Origin of the sequence: Arthrobacter nitrophenolicus, assembly GCF_045833485.1 — a bacterium.
Taxonomy (GTDB): domain Bacteria; phylum Actinomycetota; class Actinomycetes; order Actinomycetales; family Micrococcaceae; genus Arthrobacter; species Arthrobacter nitrophenolicus.
In genome coordinates this window covers 971,366-988,958 of sequence record NZ_CP174504.1, presented here as the reverse complement: position 1 = coordinate 988,958, position 17,593 = coordinate 971,366, and the positions used below count along the sequence as shown (strand labels likewise).

Here is a 17,593-nt window from a genome sequence, read left to right as displayed (position 1 = left end):
CAGCGTGAACACTGCACGTCCCGCCGGCCGCGTCGCCGTCGTTACGGGTGCCGGATCCGGCATCGGCCGTGAGGTGGCCCGGCAGATGCTGGCGGACGGCTACCGGGTGGCCCTCGCCGGGCGCCGGGAAGCGCAGCTGAAGGAAACGGCGGACGGCAGCCCGGACGCGCTGGTGGTGCCGTGCGACGTCACCCGGCCCGACGACGTCGAGCGCCTTTTCGAGGCCGCGCGGCAGCAATGGGGCCGGGTGGACGTGCTGTTCAACAACGCCGGGGTGTTCGGTCCGGCGGCCAGCGTGGATGAGATCAGCGTGGACGACTGGAACGCCACGGTGGCCGTGAACATCACCGGGTCCATGTTGTGCGCGGCTGCCGCCGTCAGAACCATGAAGGCCCAGGAGCCGCAGGGCGGTCGGATCATCAACAACGGCTCCATCTCCGCCCATTCGCCCCGGCCCCGCACCGTGGCATACACCGTTACCAAGCATGCGATGACGGGCCTGACCAAGAGCATTGAACTGGATGGGCGCGGTTTCGGCATCACCTGCGGCCAGATCGACATCGGCAACACGACCACGGAGATCATGGACACCATCGGTGTCGGTTCGGGGGCCCTCCAGGCGGACGGCAGCCGCCGGGTGGAACCGACGTTTCCGGTGGCGGACGCGGCCCGGGCCGTGCTGATGATGGCCAACATGCCGCCGACGGCCAGCGTAGGTTCAGTGGTGGTCACCGCCGCGGGCATGCCCTTCATCGGCCGCGGCTGACCGACCTTCCTAGAGCGGCAACAGCGCCGAGAGGTCCGCGCGAAGGCCGGATGCCGCCACCTTGCCTGCAGCGACGGCCTCCGCCCAGCCCAACTGTCCCGTGGCCATCGCCAGCCAGGTGGCGGCGTCGCACTCAATGACGTTGGGCGGGGTGCCGCGCGTGTGCCGCGGCCCTTCCACGCACTGGGTAACACCAAACGGGGGCACGCGGACCTCCACCGAGTTCCCGGGGGCGCGCGCCGTCAGCTCCTCCAACGAGTACCTGACTGCCGTGGCGAGGACGGACCGCGGCACGGCGGTGCCCGACGGCGCCTGGCCGGCTTCCAGCCAGGCCTTCAATGCTGCCTTGCCTTCCTGGGCATCAATACGACGACGGGCCACGGCCATGCTTCGGGTCTTCCTTCCGGCGGGTTGGGTCAGTCCAGCAGCGCTGATACGGCGGGTCCGAGCCGGATCTTGCCCACCGGCCGTCCGCCGCCGAGCACCGGGTCCACCACCCGCTCCAGGACACTGGCCACGCCCGGGATATCGACGGCACCGGCCGCGGCAAGGAGCGTCAGGGCCACCAGCGAGGTGGCCCTGACGTTTCCGTCCAGGATCTTGACCGCCACGGACACGCCCTGCGCAGTGGCCATGGCCAGGACCCCTTCGGCCCCGATCTTGGCAATGATCCCCAGCTCGTCCATCACCAGCGTGTTGGCCTCGCCCACGCCCTGGACCGCCCACGGGTAATCCAGCATGGAGGTTGCAATGGTGGCGGCGCGGGCGCTGTATCCCTGGTCGCCGGGAGCCTTGGCCAGCTGCGAGTAGCCCCGGGCCACGCCCGTCAGGGATACCGCCGCCACCGGGGCGCCGCAGCCGTCGATGCCCAGGTGGGCGATCTTCTCGCCTGTGTATTCCTCAATCACAGTGCGGACCCGCTGCTGCAGCGGATGGTTGGGCTCGAGGTAGCTGTGGGTGTCCCAGCCGTTTTCCGTGCAGGCCCAGAGGAACGCGGCGTGCTTGCCCGAACAGTTGTACGCCAGCCGCGACTTGCCCTTTTCCGAGCGCACCAGCCAGTTCCGGGCGGTCTCGTCCTGCGGCCACGCCTCCGGGCACTGGAGCTGGTCCTCGCGGACACCCGCCGCCTTCAGCATTCCGGCCACCACGTCCATGTGGTCCAGCGAACCGGTGTGGCTGCCGCAGGCGATCGCCACCTGGGCTCCGCGCAGCGGGACGCCGGACTGCATGGCCGCCAGGGCCTGGAACGGCTTCAGGGCGGACCTGGCGTAGATGGGCGTGTTGATGTCGCCAAGCTCGGTGACCACCGATCCGTCGGCGGACAGGAGGACGGCTGAGCCGATGTGCCGGGACTCCACGAAGCCGCTGCGTTCGATCACGGCCAGTTCGACGGCGGAGTCCACGGTAAAGGTGGCGTGCGGATTGTGCGGCATGCTGCCAGTCTAGGGGCCGCCCGCACGAATATGGCGGAAGGGGCTACTCCACCGTGACCATCACTGACTGCCAGCCGGATGCCCCGTCGGGCACGGGATCGGCCCGCTGGTCCGTCTGCACCTCGCCGGTGCCGTCCGTGGCCCGGACCTTGATGTAGTGGGCGCCCGGCGCGGCATCCCACTCGTAGGACCACTGGCGCCAGGTCACCAGTGACGCCTCGGTGGACAGCTCCACCTCCACCCAGTCCGCATTGTCGATCTGGATCTCCACCTTGGTGATGCCCCGGGTCTGTGCCCAGGCCGTGCCGCCCACCGCGACCTTTCCGGCCGGAACCTTGGCGAACGACTTGGGCACGTCCACCCGCGCCATTGTCTTGATGGGGCCGCGCTCGGACCAGCCGCGCTCGGTCCAGTACGCCTTGCTGTCAGCGAAGCGGGTCACTTCCAGGTCAACCACCCATTTGGTGGCGGACACGAAGCCGTACAGGCCCGGGACCACCATCCGCACGGGATAGCCGTGCTCCAGCGGCAGCGGCTCGCCGTTCATTCCGATGGCCAGCATGGCGTCACGGTCGTCCTGCAGGACCTCCAGCGGCGTGGAGGCGCTGAAGCCGTCGATGGAGGTGGAAAGCACCATGTCGGCCCCGTCCTTGGGCCGGGCCCGGCGCAGCACCTCCCGGATGGGCAGGCCCAGCCACTTCGCATTGCCCGCCAGGTTGCCGCCCACCGGATTGGACACGCAGGTGAGGGTCACGTGGGACTCGATCAGGTCGGCGTCGAGCAGATCCTGGAAGGTGAGGCGGACTTCCTCCTCCACCAGCCCGTGGACCCGGAGCTCCCAGTCCTCGGCGTTGATCTCCGGCACGCTGAGGGCGGTGTCGATGCGGTAGAACTCGTTGTTGGGGGTTATCCAGGGCGGTACGCCGGCCGCGGCTGACTGTACGCCGGCGGGAACGGCGGGTGCGGCTTTGGCCGGGGCCGGCAGCTGAAGGGCTTCCCGGGCCTTGGCGATGTTGCTGCGGGCGGCACCGAGAAGGCGCCCTCCCGTTGCGGCGATGCCGGCGGCCGCGGCGGTGATGCCCGCCGCCGCGAAGAACCGGCGGCGGCTGGTTGCCGGGTTGCCTGGGGCAGCATCGGCCGGTGCCTCCGGCCACTGTTTCATGCCGTGCAGCGGGGCCAGCAGCCGCCGCAGCACCACCAGGCCAGCGAGCGTTCCGAGCACGCTGGGCACCGCATCGATTGGTTCGACGCCGGCGCGGGTCACCACGCTTGCCACGATCACCGCGCCCATGAACAGGACGCCCAGGACGCCCAGGGCCCACCGCCGGTAGGCCACCACGCCCAGGACGCAGGCGAGCAAAGCGATGGTCAGCCCCATGCCCACGAACAGGGCGGCCTTGTCGTTGGTGCCGAACGTGGCAATGGCGAAATCCTTGAGCCAGGGCGGCGTGAAGTCGATGAATGTTGAGCCCAGGGCGAGCAGCGGTGCTGCCCGGGCGGTGAAGAATGCCCCGACCAGCTCCGCCACGGCAAGGACGACGGCGGCCGCCACCACCCCTGCCAGCGCGGACAGTGCGGGTGGGCCTTTGAGCCAGTTCCGAAGCTTCGTCATGGCAGTTGTTCGGAGCGGCGCAGGCGGCGGACTTGTCGCGGCGTCCGGAACCGGTCACAGCTTAGGAGCGGGCAGGGTCCACAAAGTACCCTTGGTGACTGTGAAGGTACTCGTCATCGGCCCCGGAGGCCGCGAACACGCCATTGTCCGCTCCCTGCTCGCAGACCCCAACGTGTCCGAGGTCCACGCAGCCCCCGGCAACGCAGGCATCAGCAAGCTGGTCCCCACGTACAACATAAACGGCAACGATCCCGACGCCGTGGCCGCGCTCGCAACAAAGCTCGCCGTTGACCTGGTGGTGGTTGGCCCCGAAGCCCCGCTCGCCGCGGGCGTCTCGGATGCCGTGCGCGACGCCGGGATCCCCGTGTTCGGGCCCAGCAAGGCAGCCGCGCAGCTGGAGGCCTCGAAGGCATTCGCCAAAGAGGTCATGGCCGAAGCCGGCGTTCCAACAGCCATGGCCATGGTGGCCTCCAACGCTGAGGAAGCGGCCTCGGCGCTCGATACGTTCGGGGCCCCGTACGTGGTCAAGGACGACGGGCTTGCGGCCGGCAAGGGCGTGGTGGTCACCAGGAACCGCGACGAGGCCCTCGCCCACGCGCAGTCCTGCTTCGACGCCGGCGGGTCGGTGGTTATCGAGGAGTTCCTTGACGGGCCCGAAGTCTCCCTTTTCGTGCTCTGCGACGGCCACAACACCGTGGCGCTGTCCCCGGCCCAGGACTTCAAGCGGATTTTCGACAACGACGAAGGCCCCAACACCGGCGGCATGGGAGCCTACACCCCCTTGGAATGGGCCCCCGAAGGCCTGGTCGAGGAAGTCCTCGAGCGGGTTGCCCAGCCCACGGTCAACGAGATGGCCCGCCGCGGCACCCCCTTCGTCGGCGTCCTGTTCGTGGGACTCGCCCTGACGTCACGCGGCACCCGCGTCATCGAGTTCAACGTCCGGTTCGGCGATCCGGAAACCCAGGCCGTCCTAGCCCGCCTGAAGACGCCGCTCGGTTCCCTGCTCCTGGCAGCCGCCAAGGGCGAACTGGACAAGGCGGAGGAGCTGCGCTGGGCGAAGGAAACCGCCGTCGCCGTCGTCGTGGCCTCGGAAAACTACCCGGACACGCCGCGCACCGGCGACCGCATCCGCGGGCTCAAGAAGGCGGAGGAGCTGGAGGGCGTGCACGTCATCCACGCCGGAACCGCGCTTGACGACCAGGGCAAGGTCATCTCTGCCGGCGGCCGGGTACTCGCCGTCGTCGCACTGGGCAGCGACCTGGTGGAGGCCCGCGAACGGGCGTACGACGGCGTGGAGCTGGTGCAGCTTGAAGGCTCGCAGTACCGCACTGACATTGCAGGGAAAGCAGCCCGCGGGGATATTACCGTCCCCTACGGCGCCACCGGTTCCCTGCCCGTGACGAAAGCGAAGGCCTGACATGACGGACACCCCCGCACCCCGCGGCTTCAACGCCGGCACCCTGGACCTGCCGGGCTGGAAACACGTCTACTCCGGCAAGGTCAGGGACCTCTACGAGCCCGCTGACGAATCCATCATCCAGCAGGTGGGCCAGGAGTGCGTGCTGGTGGTTGCCAGCGACCGCATCAGCGCCTACGACCATGTGCTGTCCAGCGAGATTCCGGACAAGGGCCGCATCCTCACCCAGCTGAGCCTGTGGTGGTTCGACCAGCTGGGCGTGGAGCACCACGTGCTGGCCTCGACCGTTGAGGGCGGCGTGCCGGCGGAGGTCGAGGGCCGCGCCATGATCTGCAAGAAGCTGGACATGTTCCCGGTGGAATGCATCGCGCGCGGCTACCTCACCGGGTCCGGGCTGCAGGAATACCGGGCCGCCGGCACTGTCTGCGGCATTCCGCTGCCCGAGGGGCTGGTGGACGGGTCCAGGCTGAAGCATGCCATCTTCACACCCTCGGCCAAGGCTGAAGTCGGCGAGCATGACGAGAACATCACCTATGACGAGGTGGTGGCCCTGGTGGGTGACGACATCGCGGGCAGGCTCAGCGAGCTGACCCTGAAGATCTACACGACGGCGGAACGGATCGCCCGCGAACGGGGCATCATCCTCGCCGATACCAAGGTGGAGTTCGGGTACGACGCCGTCTCGGGTTCAATCACGTTGGGCGACGAGGTGCTGACGCCGGATTCCTCACGGTTCTGGGATGCCGCCACCTACAAGCCCGGACAGGCGCAGCCGTCCTACGACAAGCAGTACGTCCGGGACTGGCTGACCTCTGCCGAATCCGGATGGGACAAGTCCTCCGACACCCCTCCGCCGGCGCTTCCCGCTGAGGTGGTTGAACGCACCCGCAGCCGCTACGTTGAGGCGTACGAGAAGATCACCGGCAAGACCTTCGCCTGACGCAGCCCCTGCTGCTCCGGCAGACTACGCGGCTAACCGGCCTGCTTTGCAGGTTTGGGGGTTGACCCGGCGCGCTTTTGGGCCAGCCGGATTTCCAGGATCGCGTCCAGCGCCTGCTGGACGCGGTCCCCGGCGCCCGCGGCACTGAAGGCCTTTTGCGCCTCTTCGAGGTGCACCAGGGCTTCGTCGGGCTCGCCGGCAGCCTTGAGGGACTTGCCGAGCAGAAGCGACACCTCGCCGGCGGTGTGCTTGGCCAGGGCAGCGCGTTCGGCATGGATCTCGCGGAGTTTTTCGACGGCGGCAACGATGTCCCCGGTAAGGTACAGCCACCGGGCACGGATGAAGGCGACCTCCAGTGCATCGCTCTTGGTCCCGCTGACGATCGAGAAGGCGAGTTCCGCGCGTTCGATGGAAGACAGCGTCTCCGGCTCGACGATGCCGGCCTGCAGCCTGACGGCGGCGGATGCCTTGTTGAAGCGGGCCCACATCTCGATGTCGTTGGCGGGGGACAGCAGTTTTGCCGCCCGCTCATGGTGCCGGACGCCTTCCACATAGTCGTGGCGCATGAAGGCCACGTTGCCGATGACCCACGCCACTTCGCCGGCAAGCTGCGTCATGGCCTCTTCATCCACCTGCTCGTGAAGCTTCTGGCAGTACTTCCATGCCTCTTCAAGCCTGCCGCTTTCCGCCAGCGCCCCGATCAGGACCCGGAGGGCGCCGGTGATAATGGTGGAGTTCTTCGGCAGCTGCTCGGACAGCTTGACCGCCTCCATTGCTTCCTCGACGGCGGCCGGCAACTGCCCGCGCCGCTGCAGGACTGCCGCGAGCATCTGGTGGGCGCGGACGCCCAGGCCCACCGATTCCCGTGCCATGGGGTGCTCGATGAGCCTTTCCACGATCCGCTGGCACTCGGCGAGGTCGTCATGCCTCATCAGGCACTCGGCCTGCATGTACGTCATGTTCCACCAGGCGCTCGTGTTCCGTCCTTCGAGCGCGAGCTGCGCGGCGGTGGCCGCGTGACTGGCCGCCAGCGGATAGTCCCGGAGGTCCCACGCCTGCCTGGCGTACAAGCCCGCCAGGACGTATTCGGCGTCGCTGGCGGAGATCGGCTGGCTCCAGGCCTCCAGCGCCTTGGGGGCCAGCTCCAGCCGGCGGGCAAGCTCCTCGATGACCTCGGCCGTGGGCTCCCGCCGGCCGGTTTCGAGCAGTGAAATGTAGCTGGGGGAGTAGAGGTCCTTACCCAGCTCGGCTTGCGTGAGGCCACGCTCCAAGCGTTCCGCCCGGAGCTTCTCCCCGAATCCGTTGCCCACGGGACTTCCTCCTTGTTCCGGACAGCTCACAAATAGCGCTTGACAGCGCCTGTGGAAAACATTTTACAATGTATGTCAACAAGGGCAGTGCTGACTTTGTAACGAATCCGACTCGTATTGAGGAACCAACATGTTCAAGAAATTGGTCACGGCCGCCCTTCTGGCGGGCGCCCTCGCATTTTCTGCCGCGGCTCCGGCCGTACTGTCTGCGGGTTCTCTGGCGGATAATTCCGGTACTGCTGTTGCCACCGGCAACTGGCCCAATCCCATGTCCACCAAGGACAAGAAGGGCGACAAGAGCACTGACACCAGCACTGATACCAGCGACACCTCGTACACCACGTACACCGGAAACTGGCCCAACCCCATGTAGGAACCTCCTTCCCAAGGAGGCGAGGTAAAGCCCCGGAGCCCAGGCTCCGGGGCTTTACCTTTGGCGCGAAGTGACGATTCGGTGTCCGCCCGCCGTAGGGGCTGTTTGACTTGCATACCGGGAATATTGTGCTAGGTAACGAAACGAAAAAGAGGGCCTTCTGAGAAGACCCTCTTTTTTCTTTTTGGTCGGGATGACAGGATTTGAACCTGCGACCTCTTCGTCCCGAACGAAGCGCGCTACCAAGCTGCGCTACATCCCGATCCGCTGCAAAAGCAACTTTACAAGGATAGCTGATGCCCGGCCCCGATGTGAAATCCGGGCCGGCGGAACTCCCGTGACTAGACCAATGACTCTTTCCAGGCTCCGTGAAGTTCGGCAAACCTGCCCCCGCCGCCGATCAGGTCGGCGGGGCTGCCGTCCTCCACGATGCGGCCGTCGTGAACCACCAGGACCCGGTCCGCTGTCTCGACGGTGGAGAGCCGGTGCGCAATGATCAGCGCCGTCCTTCCGGCGGATCCGGTACCGGCGAGCAGCCGGGCCAGCCCGTTCTGCACCAGCCGCTCGGAGGGGATGTCCAGTGACGAGGTGGCTTCATCCAGGATCAGCACCGCCGGCTTTGCCAGGAAAGCCCTGGCGAAGCTGATGAGTTGGCGCTGCCCGGAGGACACCCGCCCGCCGCGCTTGTTGACATCGGTGTCGTAGCCCTCGGGAAGGGCCGTGATGAACGCGTGGGCGCCCACCGCCTTGGCCGCTTCCTCGATCTCCGCGCGGGTGGCTTCCGGCCGGCCGAGCGCGATGTTGTCCGCCACGGAACCGCTGAAGAGGAAGGCCTCCTGGGTGACCATCACGATGTTCCGCCGCAGGTCTGTGGTGCTGAGGTTCCGCAGGTCCACGCCGTCGAGGGTCAGCGAGCCCGATGTGACGTCGTAGAAGCGGGCAATCAGCTTGGCCAGGGTGGACTTTCCGGCGCCGGTCTGGCCCACCAGGGCGACGGTCTGCCCGGCAGGAACATGCAGGTTCATCCTGGGGACGATGATTGGGCCGTCGCCGTAGCGGAACTCCACATCCCTGAAGTCGATCTCGCCGGCGGCGTCCTTGAGCGCCACGGGATTTTTGGGCGGCCGGACCGTTGGCACCTCTTCGAGCAGGCCCGAGACTTTCTCGAGGGCAGCCTGGGCGCTCTGGAAGGAGTTGTAGAACATGGCCATCTGGTCCACCGGCTGGAAGAAGCGTTTGGTGGACAGGATCAGGGCAAGCAGCACACCTACGGCGAGGTCGCCGCCGAGGACGCGGAAGCCGCCGAAGAGCAGGACCACGGCTACGCAGACGTTGCCGATCAGTACCAGCCCGGGCTGGAAGATGCCGTTGAGGTTGATGGAGCGGACGGTGGCCTGCCGGTAGTCCTCGGCGAGCTGCCCGTACTGTTCGGCGTTCTCCCGTTCCTTCCGGAACGCCTTGACGGCACGGATGCCGGTCATGGTTTCCACGAAGTGCACGATCAGCCGGGCGGACACCACCCGCGACTGCCGGAATGCGATCTGCGAGTGCTTCTGGTACCAGCGGGCCAGGAAGAACATGGGCACGCCAGCGGCCAACACCAGCAGCCCGCTGCGCCAGTCCAGGGCGAAAACGGTGACGGCGGTGAACACCATGAACAGCAGGCCCGAAGCCAGCGAGCTCACCCCGGAATCGAGGAGTTCGCGGAGGGCCTCAAGGTCGGAGGTCTGCCGCGCGATGATCCGTCCGGAGGTGTACTTCTCGTGGAACTCCAGGCTCAGCCGCTGCGTGTGCCGAAAGACCCTGACGCGCAGGTCCAGCAGCATCGACTGGCTGAGCCTCGCCGTGGAGGTGACGTACAAAGCGGTGAGTCCCGCCGTCGCGATGGCCGCCAGGAGATACGCGACGCCGGTGAGCACCAGGGGAAGGTTGTCCCCGGCGCGCAGCGCGGGCAGCGCGTGGTCAATGCCGAAGGCGATGAGTGCCGGGCCCGCCACGCGGGCCGCCTGCGAGAGGACCACCGTGGCAATGGTCAGCCAGAACCGTGCCCGGACCGGGCGGATCAGGGAGCGCAGCAGGGCGAGCGACCGGCGCCGAACGGCCCTGCTGTCGCTCTTGCTGAGGTTGGCGTTGTCCTCGTTGGCGGTGCCGAAGGTGGCGGTGCTCATCGGATGGCTTCCTCTGCATGGTCCTCGAGGTCCGACAGTCCCGAGTCCAGGTCCCGGGGTTCCTGGTCCAGGCTGGCGATGACGTACCGGTAGTGGTGGTTGTCTGCCAGCAGTTCCGTGTGTGTTCCGACGGCGGTGATGCGGCCCTCCTCCAGCAGCGCCACCCGGTCGGCGAGCGCCACGGTGGACGGCCGGTGCGCCACGATCAGGGTGGTGGTGTCCTTGAGGACCTCCCGCAGGCGCGTTTCCACCAGTTCCTCGGTGTGCACGTCCAGCGCGGACAAGGGGTCGTCCAGGACCAGGATCCGCGGCCGCGCGGCGATGGCGCGGGCCAGTGCTATCCGCTGCCGCTGGCCGCCGGAGAGGCTGAGGCCCTCCTCGCCGATCAGGGTGTCCACGCCCTCCGGGAGGGAGTACGCGAAATGCGCCTGCGCCACGTCCAGCGCTTCGTCAAGGACATCGTCGGTCCGCTCCCGTGCGCCCAGCAGCACGTTGTCCCTGACGGAGCTGGAGAACAGCGTGGTGTCCTCGAACGCCACGCCCACGATGCGCCGGAGTTCCGCGACGTCGAACGCGCGCAGGTCCACGTCGTCGATGGTGATGGCGCCGGCGGTGACGTCGTACAGCCGGGGTACCAGTTGGATCAGGGCGCTCTTGCCGCTGCCCGTGATCCCCACCAGGGCCATGGTTTCGCCGGGCCGGACCTCGAGGTTGATGTCCTTGAGGATGGGCTTGTCCCGGGCGTTGTCGAAGGCGAAAGATGCGTTGTTGAAGCGAAGTGCACCCTCCAGTCTGTCCGGCACGCGCGGTTCGGGCGGACTGGTGATGGTGTTCTCCGAGTCCATCACCTCGTAATGGCGGTCGACGGCGGTCTTGGCCGTGAGTGCCATGGCCAGCAGCATGCCGGAGAACTCCACGGGGGAGGCTATGACGGCAGCGGTTGCGAAGAACGCCACCAGCGCGCCGATGTCCAGCTGCCCGCCGGCGCAGAGCCTCACGCCCACCACCAGTCCGGCGCCCAGGGCGAGCTCCGGCAGCAGCGTGACCACCATGGTGAAGGTCGCCTGGTGCCGGGCCTTCTGGATTTCGGTCTGGCGGAGTTCCTCGGCCTGCTCATTGAAGTTTTCCAATGCTTCGCGGCTCCGGCCGAAGGCCTTGAGCACGCGGATGCCGTGGACCGATTCCTCCACCGTGGTGGCGAGGTCGCCGGCCTGGTCCTGGCTGCGGCGGGCGACTTTGCTGAAGCGGGTCCTGAACCGGAAGCTGTAGGCCATGATGGGCACCGCGGCCGCCAGGAAGATCAGGGCCAGCTGCCAGCTCATGGCGAACATGACGGAAATGCCGATGATGACGGTCAGGGTGGTGACCACCAGCATGATGGCTCCGAATGCCATCCACCGGCGCAGGAAGTTCAGGTCCGTCATGGCGCGGGACAACAACTGGCCCGAGCCCCAGCGGTCATGGAAGGACACGGGCAGGTCCTGCAGGTGGCCGTACAAGGACACGCGCATCCGGGTTTCCACGGTGGTGGCCGGGTTGATGACGAACTGGCGGCGGAGCGCCACCAGACCTGCCTCCGCCACGCCGAGGACCAGGATGAGCCCGGCGGAAACCCAGACTGCTTCCGTGGCGCCACCGGGCTTCAGGGATTCGTTGATCAGGACCCGCAGGACCTGCGGAATGGCCAGGGCAACCACGCTGGCCAGGAGGGCGCAGAGAAGGCCCAGCAGCAGCCGGGGAATGATGGGGCGGACATGGGGGTAGAGACGGCTGATGGATCGAAAGAATGGAGTTTGCCTGGCCATGCCCGCTTCTCAAGCTCTGAATCGAAGGTAGTTTCCCTTAGCAACTACCTTATGCCATGGCCTGAGACGATTCACAGGGTTTTGCGGCCCGATGCCACGCTTGCTTACTTATTACAGTCCGTGATCGATGGCGGCCCGGCAGCCCTCCCGCAACTCGGCTCAGGAAGGGGAAGTAAGCGTCAGCAGGACTGCCTCGGGTTTGCAGGCGATCCGGACCGGGGCGAAGCGGGAGGTGCCGATGCCGCCCGAGACGTTGACCGGCGTCGTGCTTCCGTTGCTGGACCAGTCGTTCAGGCCCTTCGCGCGCCAGGTGGGGAGGTCGCAGTTGGACACCAGCGCCCCGTAGCCGGGGATGCAGATCTGGCCGCCGTGGGTGTGGCCGGCGAGCAGGAGGTCCGCCCCGCTTTCGGTGAAGTGGTCAAGCACGCGCTGGTAGGGGGCATGGATCACGGCGACCTTGAGGTGGTCGTTGGAGTCCTGGTTGATGGTTCCCCGGGGCCAGCCCGCGTAGCGTTCGCGGTTCAGGTGGGGATCGTCCACGCCGGAGAAATCGAAGCGCATGCCGTTGAGGACCACCGACTGGTGGCGGTTGGTCAGGTCGATCCAGCCGGCCATCCCGAAGCCCGACCGCAGCCGCGGCCAGTCCAGGGCGACGGGCTTGGGCTTAACCTTGGACGGGCCCAGCAGGTAGGAGGCCGGGTTCTTCAGGCTGGGCGCGAAGTAGTCGTTGGAGCCGGGCACGAAGACGCCGGGAAACTCAAGCAGCGGGCGCAGGGCCGCCAGGAGCGGATCCACCGCCTTGGCGTGGCTCAGGTTGTCTCCGGTGTTCACCACCAGGTCCGGCTCTAGGCCGGCCAGCGACTCCAGCCAGGCGGCCTTCTTCTTCTGCCCGGGGACGAAATGGATATCGCTGAGGTGGAGGATGCGGAACGGGTTCCGGCCGGGAGGCAGGATCTGCAGCGTCTCTTCCCGCAGCACGAACTGGTTCTTTTCCCACAGCCCGTACCCGGCGGCGGCCAGCCCGGCGGCCGCTCCGGCTCCGGCGGTGACGGCAAAGCCGCGCCCGATAGTACGGGCGCGGCCGGCCAGGTCATTCAGGGTCATGGCTTGCCATTGTCATCGGTGTTCCCATTCCCGTTGCCGGTGGGCTGGGGCGCGGGCTGCTGCGTCGGCTGCGTGGTCGGCGCGGGGGCCGGCGCCTGGCTCGCCTGGGGCGCCGTGGTGGCTGGCGTGGTGCTGCGGGTGGAGCCGTTGAGCAGGTTGCTCGGCGGCGCCGGGAACGGCTCGGTGCCGTAGGCGGGGGCGATGCGGGACATGAAGTTGGAGAACATCGGCCCCGCGATCATGTAGCCGTCAATGCCCTGGTAGAACTTCCCGTTCACAGTGATGTTCTGGCCCGGGCGGTCCTGGGCACCCAGGGCGTCACCGAACCAGGCGGCAGTGGCAAGCCCGGTGGTGTGGCCGACAACCCAGGTGGATCCGTTGTTGTTGGACGTACCGGTCTTGGCGCCGATCGGGAAGCTGGTCCGGGTGGAGATCCGGGGCTGGATCAGCGAACCGGAACCGCGGTTGAGGACTTCCTGCAGCGCGTAGTTCACGCCGCGCGCCACCTCGGGCTTGATCGCATCGCGGCAGCTGGTGGACTGGGCCGGCAGCTGCTTGCCCGTTGCGTCGGTGACGGAGGTGATGGCGATGGCCTCACAGAACTTGCCGTCGTTCGCGAAAGTGGCGAAGGCGCTGGCCATTGTCAGCGGGGAGGTCTGGGTGGAGCCCAGCAGGTTGCCGAGGAGTGACATGTTGATCTTCGGGTTGGGATCCCCCTCAGCCGGGAGGCCGCCGTGCAGGCCGGTGGCGTCCACGATCTTTTGGATGCCGCAGAAGTCCAGCTGGGCGGCCGACGCGAAGGTCACGGTGTTGATGGAGTTGTAGAGGCCCTCAAGGACGGACAGCGGGCGGTACCACTGCGGCTCGGCGTTCTGCAGGTCATCTGCTGTGCCGAGGCCCTGGTTCTTCTGCGCGGTGCTGTAGCCGCCGGTGACCTTGCCGCAGGTGTGGCGCCAGGGGAAGCTCAGCGGGTAGACACGCTGCGCCGAATTCACCACGGTGTTCATCGACTTGCCCTCGTTGAGCCACTCGGCAAATGTGAAGGGCTTCATGGTGGAGCCCGGCTGCGCGCCGCCGAGGCCGTTGAGGTCGTTGCCGTCCTTGTCCAGCTTGTCCACGTTGAAGTTCACCTGCGAGTCGAAAGAGCCCTCGGCAGGCAGGAAGGTGGTGTTCTGCGCCATCGAAATGATCTTGCCGGAGTTGGGCTGCACCGAAACCATGGCAGCACCCCACTTGTCCGGGTTGGCGCCGGCGGACGCGTTGACCTGTTCCTGGGCTGCTGCCTGCGCTGTCGGGTCCAGGGTGGTGGTGATGGTCAGGCCGCCGCCGTAGATGAGGCGCTGGCGCTCCTTGAGGTCCGCGCCGTAGGCCGGGTTGTTCTCCAGCAGGTGCAGGACGTAGTCACAGAAGTACGGGGCCGTGGACGCGTAGGCACAGCCCTGGCGGGCCGGGGTCACCTTGGTTTCCACGGGGGTAGCCACCGCGGCGTCGTAGTCCGCCTGGGTGATCTTGCCCTGGTCCAGCATGAGTCCCAGCACCAGGTCGCGGCGCTGCTTGGAGCTCTCCGGGTTGTTGATGGGATCGAAAGCGGACGGGCTGTTCACGAGCCCGGCCAGCAGTGCGGCCTGGGGGAGCGTGAGGTCCTTGGCGGAGGTGCTGAAGAAGAACCGGGAGGCAGCCTCGATGCCGTAGGCGTCCCGGTTGAAGAACACGATGTTCAGGTAGCCCTCAAGGATCTGTTCCTTGCTGAATTCCTTTTCCAGGGCAATGGCGAGCTTCATTTCGCGGAGCTTGTCGCCCACGCCCTTGTTCACGCCGTTGAGCTTGATCTGGTCCTCGTTGCCCTCGGCCGCGAGGTTCGCGTTCAGGACGTTGTTCACGTACTGCTGCGTGATGGTGGAGGCACCCTGGCGGTTGCCGCGCGCGGTGCTGACCAGCGCGCGAAGGATGCCGGTGGTGTCCACGCCGCCGTGCTCATAAAAACGGCTGTCCTCGACGGCGATGACAGCTTCCTTCACGAACGGTGAAATCTGGTCCAGGGCAACCTTGGTGCGGTTCTCTGTGTAGACGTTGGCGATCTCGCTGCCGTCGGCCGCCAGGATCCTGGTGGTCTGGTTTGGCGGGTCAACCTTGAGCTCCGCCGGAAGGGTGTCGAAGAACTCGATGGAACCGCTTGCTGCGCTGCCCGAAACGGCGGCCGCCGGGACAAGCAGGCCGGCTACCAGGACACCGCAAACCGCACTCACGCCAAGGAAAACTAGGATCTTTCCGAGGGTGGTGGCAGTATCGAATAAGGGGTTCTTACGAGTCGCCATGTTTTCCACTTTACCGGCAAGGACTAGTCTTTCTCTCATGACCAAATGGGAGTACGCGACGATTCCGCTCATTATTCACGCCACAAAGCAGATCCTGGACCAGTGGGGAGAGGACGGCTGGGAGCTCGTCCAGGTTGTCCCCGGCCCCGACGGCAACGGCCTTGTTGCCTACCTGAAGAGGGAGAAGCAGTAGCATGAGCACCCCCGCAGAAGCCCGGTCCGGCGCGGCTACACAGCCCGTTTCCGCCGTGGAGCAGCGCCTCGCAGAACTCGGATTGACCCTTCCCCAGGTGGCCGCCCCCGTGGCCGCCTACGTCCCGGCCGTCATCTCCGGCAACCACGTTTACACCTCCGGGCAGCTGCCCTTTATTAACGGCAAACTCGAAGCTACCGGCAAGGTTTCGGCGGGCACCGAGGGTGCCGCGGATGAGCCCACCGTGTCCCCCGAGGACGCCCAGCGCTACGCCGCCGTGTGTGCCGTGAACGCACTGGCCGCCGTCAAGAGCGTGATCGGCGACCTGGACCGGATCACACGCATCGTCAAAGTTGTGGGCTTCGTCTCCTCGGACCCGTCCTTCACCGGGCAGCCGGCCGTCATCAATGGCGCGTCGGAACTGCTGGGCCGCGTCCTTGGTGACGCCGGCCAGCACGCCCGTTCCGCCGTCGGCGTTGCCGTCCTTCCGCTCGACTCGCCGGTTGAAGTCGAACTGATCGCCGAATTCAGCTAGGACCGGTCGCTTCCCTTGCCACAGCTCGCCCGACGCCTCTTTGCACTACCCCAGGATCTTGAAGGGGCAGCGCAAAGCTGGCTCGAACACGGCGAACGCACCCCGCGCGCAGCGCGCTTTGCCTCCTCCGTGGTCCTGCTGCGGGATTCCCCCACCGGCCTGGAAACCTGGCTGGCCTACCGGCCGGGTTCCTCGCCGCTGGGGGTCCTTGCGTTCCCCGGCGGTTCCCTGGACGCCGCCGACGACGATCCCATCAGCTGGCTGGGCCCGTCACCGCAGTATTGGGCCGAGCAGATGGGGACGGACGACGTCGGGCTGGCCCGCCGGCACGTAGTGGGCGCCATCCGCGAACTTTTCGAGGAGACCGGCGTGCTGCTGGCCGGCCCGGACAATGCGAGCACTGTCGAAGCCACCTCCACCCCGGAATGGATGCGCGCCAGGATCGCCGTGGCCGAGCAGGAAAAGACGCTCGCGCAGGTCCTGGACAAGCGCGGGCTCTCCCTCCGGACGGACCTGCTGAAGTCCCTCGTCAACTGGCGCAGCCCCGACTTCGCCCACCGCAGGTTCGACACCCGCTACTTCGCCGCCACGGTGCCCCTTGGCCAGGAGCCCACGCTGCTGGAAGGCAAGGGCGTATGGGGCCGGTGGGTGAACGCGGCCAAGGCCATCGAGGAGCGGAACAGCACCATCCTCGGTGAAGAAGTGGGCCAGGAAAACACGGTGGGCCGCACCCTCGGCGAACTGATGGTGCCGGGATCCGAGATCATGCTCGAGAAAATGGCCACGGCCAACGGCTGCATCGCCTACCTCAGCTACAAGCGCAAGGCCCACGTGTACCAGCCCACGCTGGTGGTGGAAGACGGCAAAATGCTGCTCGAAGTGGAAGCCGCCAAGACCACACCTGGCGATCCTCAGCGCGAACGCTAGATCTTCCGGAGCAGCGAGTAGGGGACGCTTGGGAGTGTCCCCGCAGTCCACGGTTTGGCTGGGGGTTCCGGCGGAATTTCGCCTCGTCCGTCACGGATAACAAGCGCAAAAGTTCCAGCGATGGCAGCCAAGGCTGCCAGGCCAAGCAGGATCAAAAGGACAACCACAGCCACGGACACCGCCATGCACCTCTAGCCCCCATTTTAATTCGGTGGTTGAGCTTGTCGAAACCCTGTAGCGGTGGGGTTCGGTGGTTGAGCTTGTCGAAACCCTGTAGCGGTGGGGTTCGGTGGTTGAGCTTGTCGAAACCCTCTAGGGGCTGGGTTTCGGTGGTTGAGCTTGTCGAAACCCTGTAGGGGCTGGTTTCGGTGGTTGAGCTTGTCGAAACCCTACCTGGGGCGCCGGCTGCTGGGGCCCTTGGATCGGGTTGGTAAGGCGTGGTGATCTCCGGTGATCAATGCCTCCCGTTTCCTGCGGCTCCAACCCTGCACTTGTTTCTCCCGGGCGAAGGCCTGGTCCACACGGCTGAACTCCTCGAACCAGACAAGCTTCACAGGCCTTCTGCGCCGCGTATAGGCCGCACCGTCCCCTGTTTGGTGTTGCGCGAGTCGGAGTTCCAGATTCGTTGTACTGCCCACGTAGTAAGAACCGTCGGAACAGCGCAGCATGTAAGCGAATGGCATGTGTCGATTCTT

At 66.6% G+C, this 17,593-nt stretch carries 16 protein-coding genes and 1 tRNA gene; 7 read left to right on the top strand and 10 right to left on the bottom strand.

Annotation, left to right across the window (positions count from 1 at the left end; genetic code table 11):
• Positions 1–4: 4 nt before the first annotated feature.
• Positions 5–766 carry an SDR family oxidoreductase gene (locus ACJJV6_RS04640; protein ID WP_407710049.1) on the top strand — a complete coding sequence of 254 codons (762 nt, stop codon included), beginning with the start codon at positions 5–7 and terminating at the stop codon, positions 764–766.
• A 9-nt stretch (positions 767–775) separates the two neighbouring features.
• On the opposite strand, the gene ACJJV6_RS04635 is transcribed toward ACJJV6_RS04640, so the two are convergent.
• From ACJJV6_RS04635 to ACJJV6_RS04625, 3 genes are read right to left on the bottom strand one after another with little or no spacing between them, the layout of a single operon-like run.
• The gene (locus ACJJV6_RS04635) at positions 776–1,153 is read right to left on the bottom strand and encodes a sterol carrier family protein (protein WP_407710048.1); all 378 of its coding nucleotides are present in this window, start codon (positions 1,151–1,153) and stop codon (positions 776–778) included.
• A 29-nt stretch (positions 1,154–1,182) separates the two neighbouring features.
• The gene (locus ACJJV6_RS04630) at positions 1,183–2,199 is read right to left on the bottom strand and encodes an asparaginase (protein WP_009359206.1); all 1,017 of its coding nucleotides are present in this window, start codon (positions 2,197–2,199) and stop codon (positions 1,183–1,185) included.
• A gap of 43 nt (positions 2,200–2,242) precedes the next feature.
• Positions 2,243–3,811, bottom strand: a complete 1,569-nt coding sequence (locus ACJJV6_RS04625) for a molybdopterin-dependent oxidoreductase (protein WP_009359205.1) — start codon at positions 3,809–3,811, stop codon at positions 2,243–2,245.
• A gap of 100 nt (positions 3,812–3,911) precedes the next feature.
• Between ACJJV6_RS04625 and purD the strand changes: the two genes are divergently transcribed.
• Complete coding sequence (gene purD / locus ACJJV6_RS04620; RefSeq protein WP_133349260.1) at positions 3,912–5,228, top strand: phosphoribosylamine--glycine ligase; 1,317 nt, start codon at positions 3,912–3,914, stop codon at positions 5,226–5,228.
• A 1-nt stretch (position 5,229) separates the two neighbouring features.
• Entirely contained in the window at positions 5,230–6,168 is a 939-nt protein-coding gene (locus ACJJV6_RS04615; protein WP_009359202.1) for a phosphoribosylaminoimidazolesuccinocarboxamide synthase, read from the top strand.
• A gap of 32 nt (positions 6,169–6,200) precedes the next feature.
• Here the strand turns inward: ACJJV6_RS04615 and ACJJV6_RS04610 are convergent, their stop codons facing one another.
• Complete coding sequence (locus tag ACJJV6_RS04610; protein WP_133348811.1) at positions 6,201–7,478, bottom strand: helix-turn-helix transcriptional regulator; 1,278 nt, start codon at positions 7,476–7,478, stop codon at positions 6,201–6,203.
• A 130-nt stretch (positions 7,479–7,608) separates the two neighbouring features.
• Between ACJJV6_RS04610 and ACJJV6_RS04605 the strand changes: the two genes are divergently transcribed.
• Complete coding sequence (locus ACJJV6_RS04605; protein ID WP_009359201.1) at positions 7,609–7,851, top strand: hypothetical protein; 243 nt, start codon at positions 7,609–7,611, stop codon at positions 7,849–7,851.
• A 185-nt stretch (positions 7,852–8,036) separates the two neighbouring features.
• Here the strand turns inward: ACJJV6_RS04605 and ACJJV6_RS04600 are convergent.
• The 5 genes from ACJJV6_RS04600 to ACJJV6_RS04580 form a co-directional block, all read right to left on the bottom strand.
• Positions 8,037–8,113, bottom strand: a tRNA-Pro gene (locus tag ACJJV6_RS04600).
• Between the two features lie 79 nt (positions 8,114–8,192).
• Positions 8,193–10,019 (bottom strand): ABC transporter ATP-binding protein, encoded by a 1,827-nt coding sequence (locus ACJJV6_RS04595; RefSeq protein WP_407710047.1) that lies wholly within the window; start codon positions 10,017–10,019, stop codon positions 8,193–8,195.
• A complete protein-coding gene (locus ACJJV6_RS04590) occupies positions 10,016–11,824 on the bottom strand; it encodes an ABC transporter ATP-binding protein (RefSeq protein WP_407710046.1) in 1,809 nt (602 codons plus the stop codon). The genes ACJJV6_RS04595 and ACJJV6_RS04590 overlap by 4 nt, the downstream gene beginning before the upstream one ends.
• A 159-nt stretch (positions 11,825–11,983) precedes the next feature.
• Positions 11,984–12,928 (bottom strand): metallophosphoesterase, encoded by a 945-nt coding sequence (locus ACJJV6_RS04585; protein WP_009359198.1) that lies wholly within the window; start codon positions 12,926–12,928, stop codon positions 11,984–11,986.
• On the bottom strand, positions 12,925–15,243 hold the full coding sequence (locus ACJJV6_RS04580; protein ID WP_407710045.1) for a transglycosylase domain-containing protein: 2,319 nt from the start codon (positions 15,241–15,243) through the stop codon (positions 12,925–12,927). Before ACJJV6_RS04580 ends, ACJJV6_RS04585 begins: the two co-directional genes overlap by 4 nt.
• 37 nt (positions 15,244–15,280) lie before the next feature.
• Here ACJJV6_RS04580 and ACJJV6_RS04575 point away from each other — a divergent pair, with 37 nt between their 5' ends.
• Genes ACJJV6_RS04575 through ACJJV6_RS04565 form a run of 3 tightly spaced genes read left to right on the top strand, consistent with a single transcriptional unit; the run spans position 15,281 to position 16,898 of the window.
• Complete coding sequence (locus tag ACJJV6_RS04575) at positions 15,281–15,436, top strand: DUF4177 domain-containing protein (protein ID WP_009359196.1); 156 nt, start codon at positions 15,281–15,283, stop codon at positions 15,434–15,436.
• Position 15,437: 1 nt separating this feature from the next.
• A complete protein-coding gene (locus ACJJV6_RS04570) occupies positions 15,438–15,971 on the top strand; it encodes a RidA family protein (protein WP_407710044.1) in 534 nt (177 codons plus the stop codon).
• Positions 15,972–15,986: 15 nt separating this feature from the next.
• A complete protein-coding gene (locus ACJJV6_RS04565; protein WP_407710043.1) occupies positions 15,987–16,898 on the top strand; it encodes an NUDIX hydrolase in 912 nt (303 codons plus the stop codon).
• 389 nt (positions 16,899–17,287) lie between these two features.
• On the opposite strand, the gene ACJJV6_RS04560 is transcribed toward ACJJV6_RS04565, so the two are convergent.
• Positions 17,288–17,566, bottom strand: coding sequence for a GIY-YIG nuclease family protein (locus ACJJV6_RS04560; RefSeq protein ID WP_407710467.1), 279 nt, complete (start codon positions 17,564–17,566; stop codon positions 17,288–17,290).
• Positions 17,567–17,593: the final 27 nt, after the last annotated feature.

Coding starts and splice junctions, on each gene's coding strand:
- ACJJV6_RS04575 (WP_009359196.1), top strand. CDS start 15,281: ATGACCAAATGGGAGTACGCGACGATTCCGCTCATTATTCACGCCACA.
- ACJJV6_RS04570 (WP_407710044.1), top strand. CDS start 15,438: ATGAGCACCCCCGCAGAAGCCCGGTCCGGCGCGGCTACACAGCCCGTT.
- ACJJV6_RS04625 (WP_009359205.1), bottom strand. CDS start 3,811: ATGACGAAGCTTCGGAACTGGCTCAAAGGCCCACCCGCACTGTCCGCG.
- ACJJV6_RS04605 (WP_009359201.1), top strand. CDS start 7,609: ATGTTCAAGAAATTGGTCACGGCCGCCCTTCTGGCGGGCGCCCTCGCA.
- ACJJV6_RS04635 (WP_407710048.1), bottom strand. CDS start 1,153: ATGGCCGTGGCCCGTCGTCGTATTGATGCCCAGGAAGGCAAGGCAGCA.
- ACJJV6_RS04590 (WP_407710046.1), bottom strand. CDS start 11,824: ATGGCCAGGCAAACTCCATTCTTTCGATCCATCAGCCGTCTCTACCCC.
- ACJJV6_RS04585 (WP_009359198.1), bottom strand. CDS start 12,928: ATGACCCTGAATGACCTGGCCGGCCGCGCCCGTACTATCGGGCGCGGC.
- ACJJV6_RS04580 (WP_407710045.1), bottom strand. CDS start 15,243: ATGGCGACTCGTAAGAACCCCTTATTCGATACTGCCACCACCCTCGGA.
- ACJJV6_RS04560 (WP_407710467.1), bottom strand. CDS start 17,566: ATGCTGCGCTGTTCCGACGGTTCTTACTACGTGGGCAGTACAACGAAT.
- ACJJV6_RS04630 (WP_009359206.1), bottom strand. CDS start 2,199: ATGCCGCACAATCCGCACGCCACCTTTACCGTGGACTCCGCCGTCGAA.
- ACJJV6_RS04595 (WP_407710047.1), bottom strand. CDS start 10,019: ATGAGCACCGCCACCTTCGGCACCGCCAACGAGGACAACGCCAACCTC.
- ACJJV6_RS04615 (WP_009359202.1), top strand. CDS start 5,230: ATGACGGACACCCCCGCACCCCGCGGCTTCAACGCCGGCACCCTGGAC.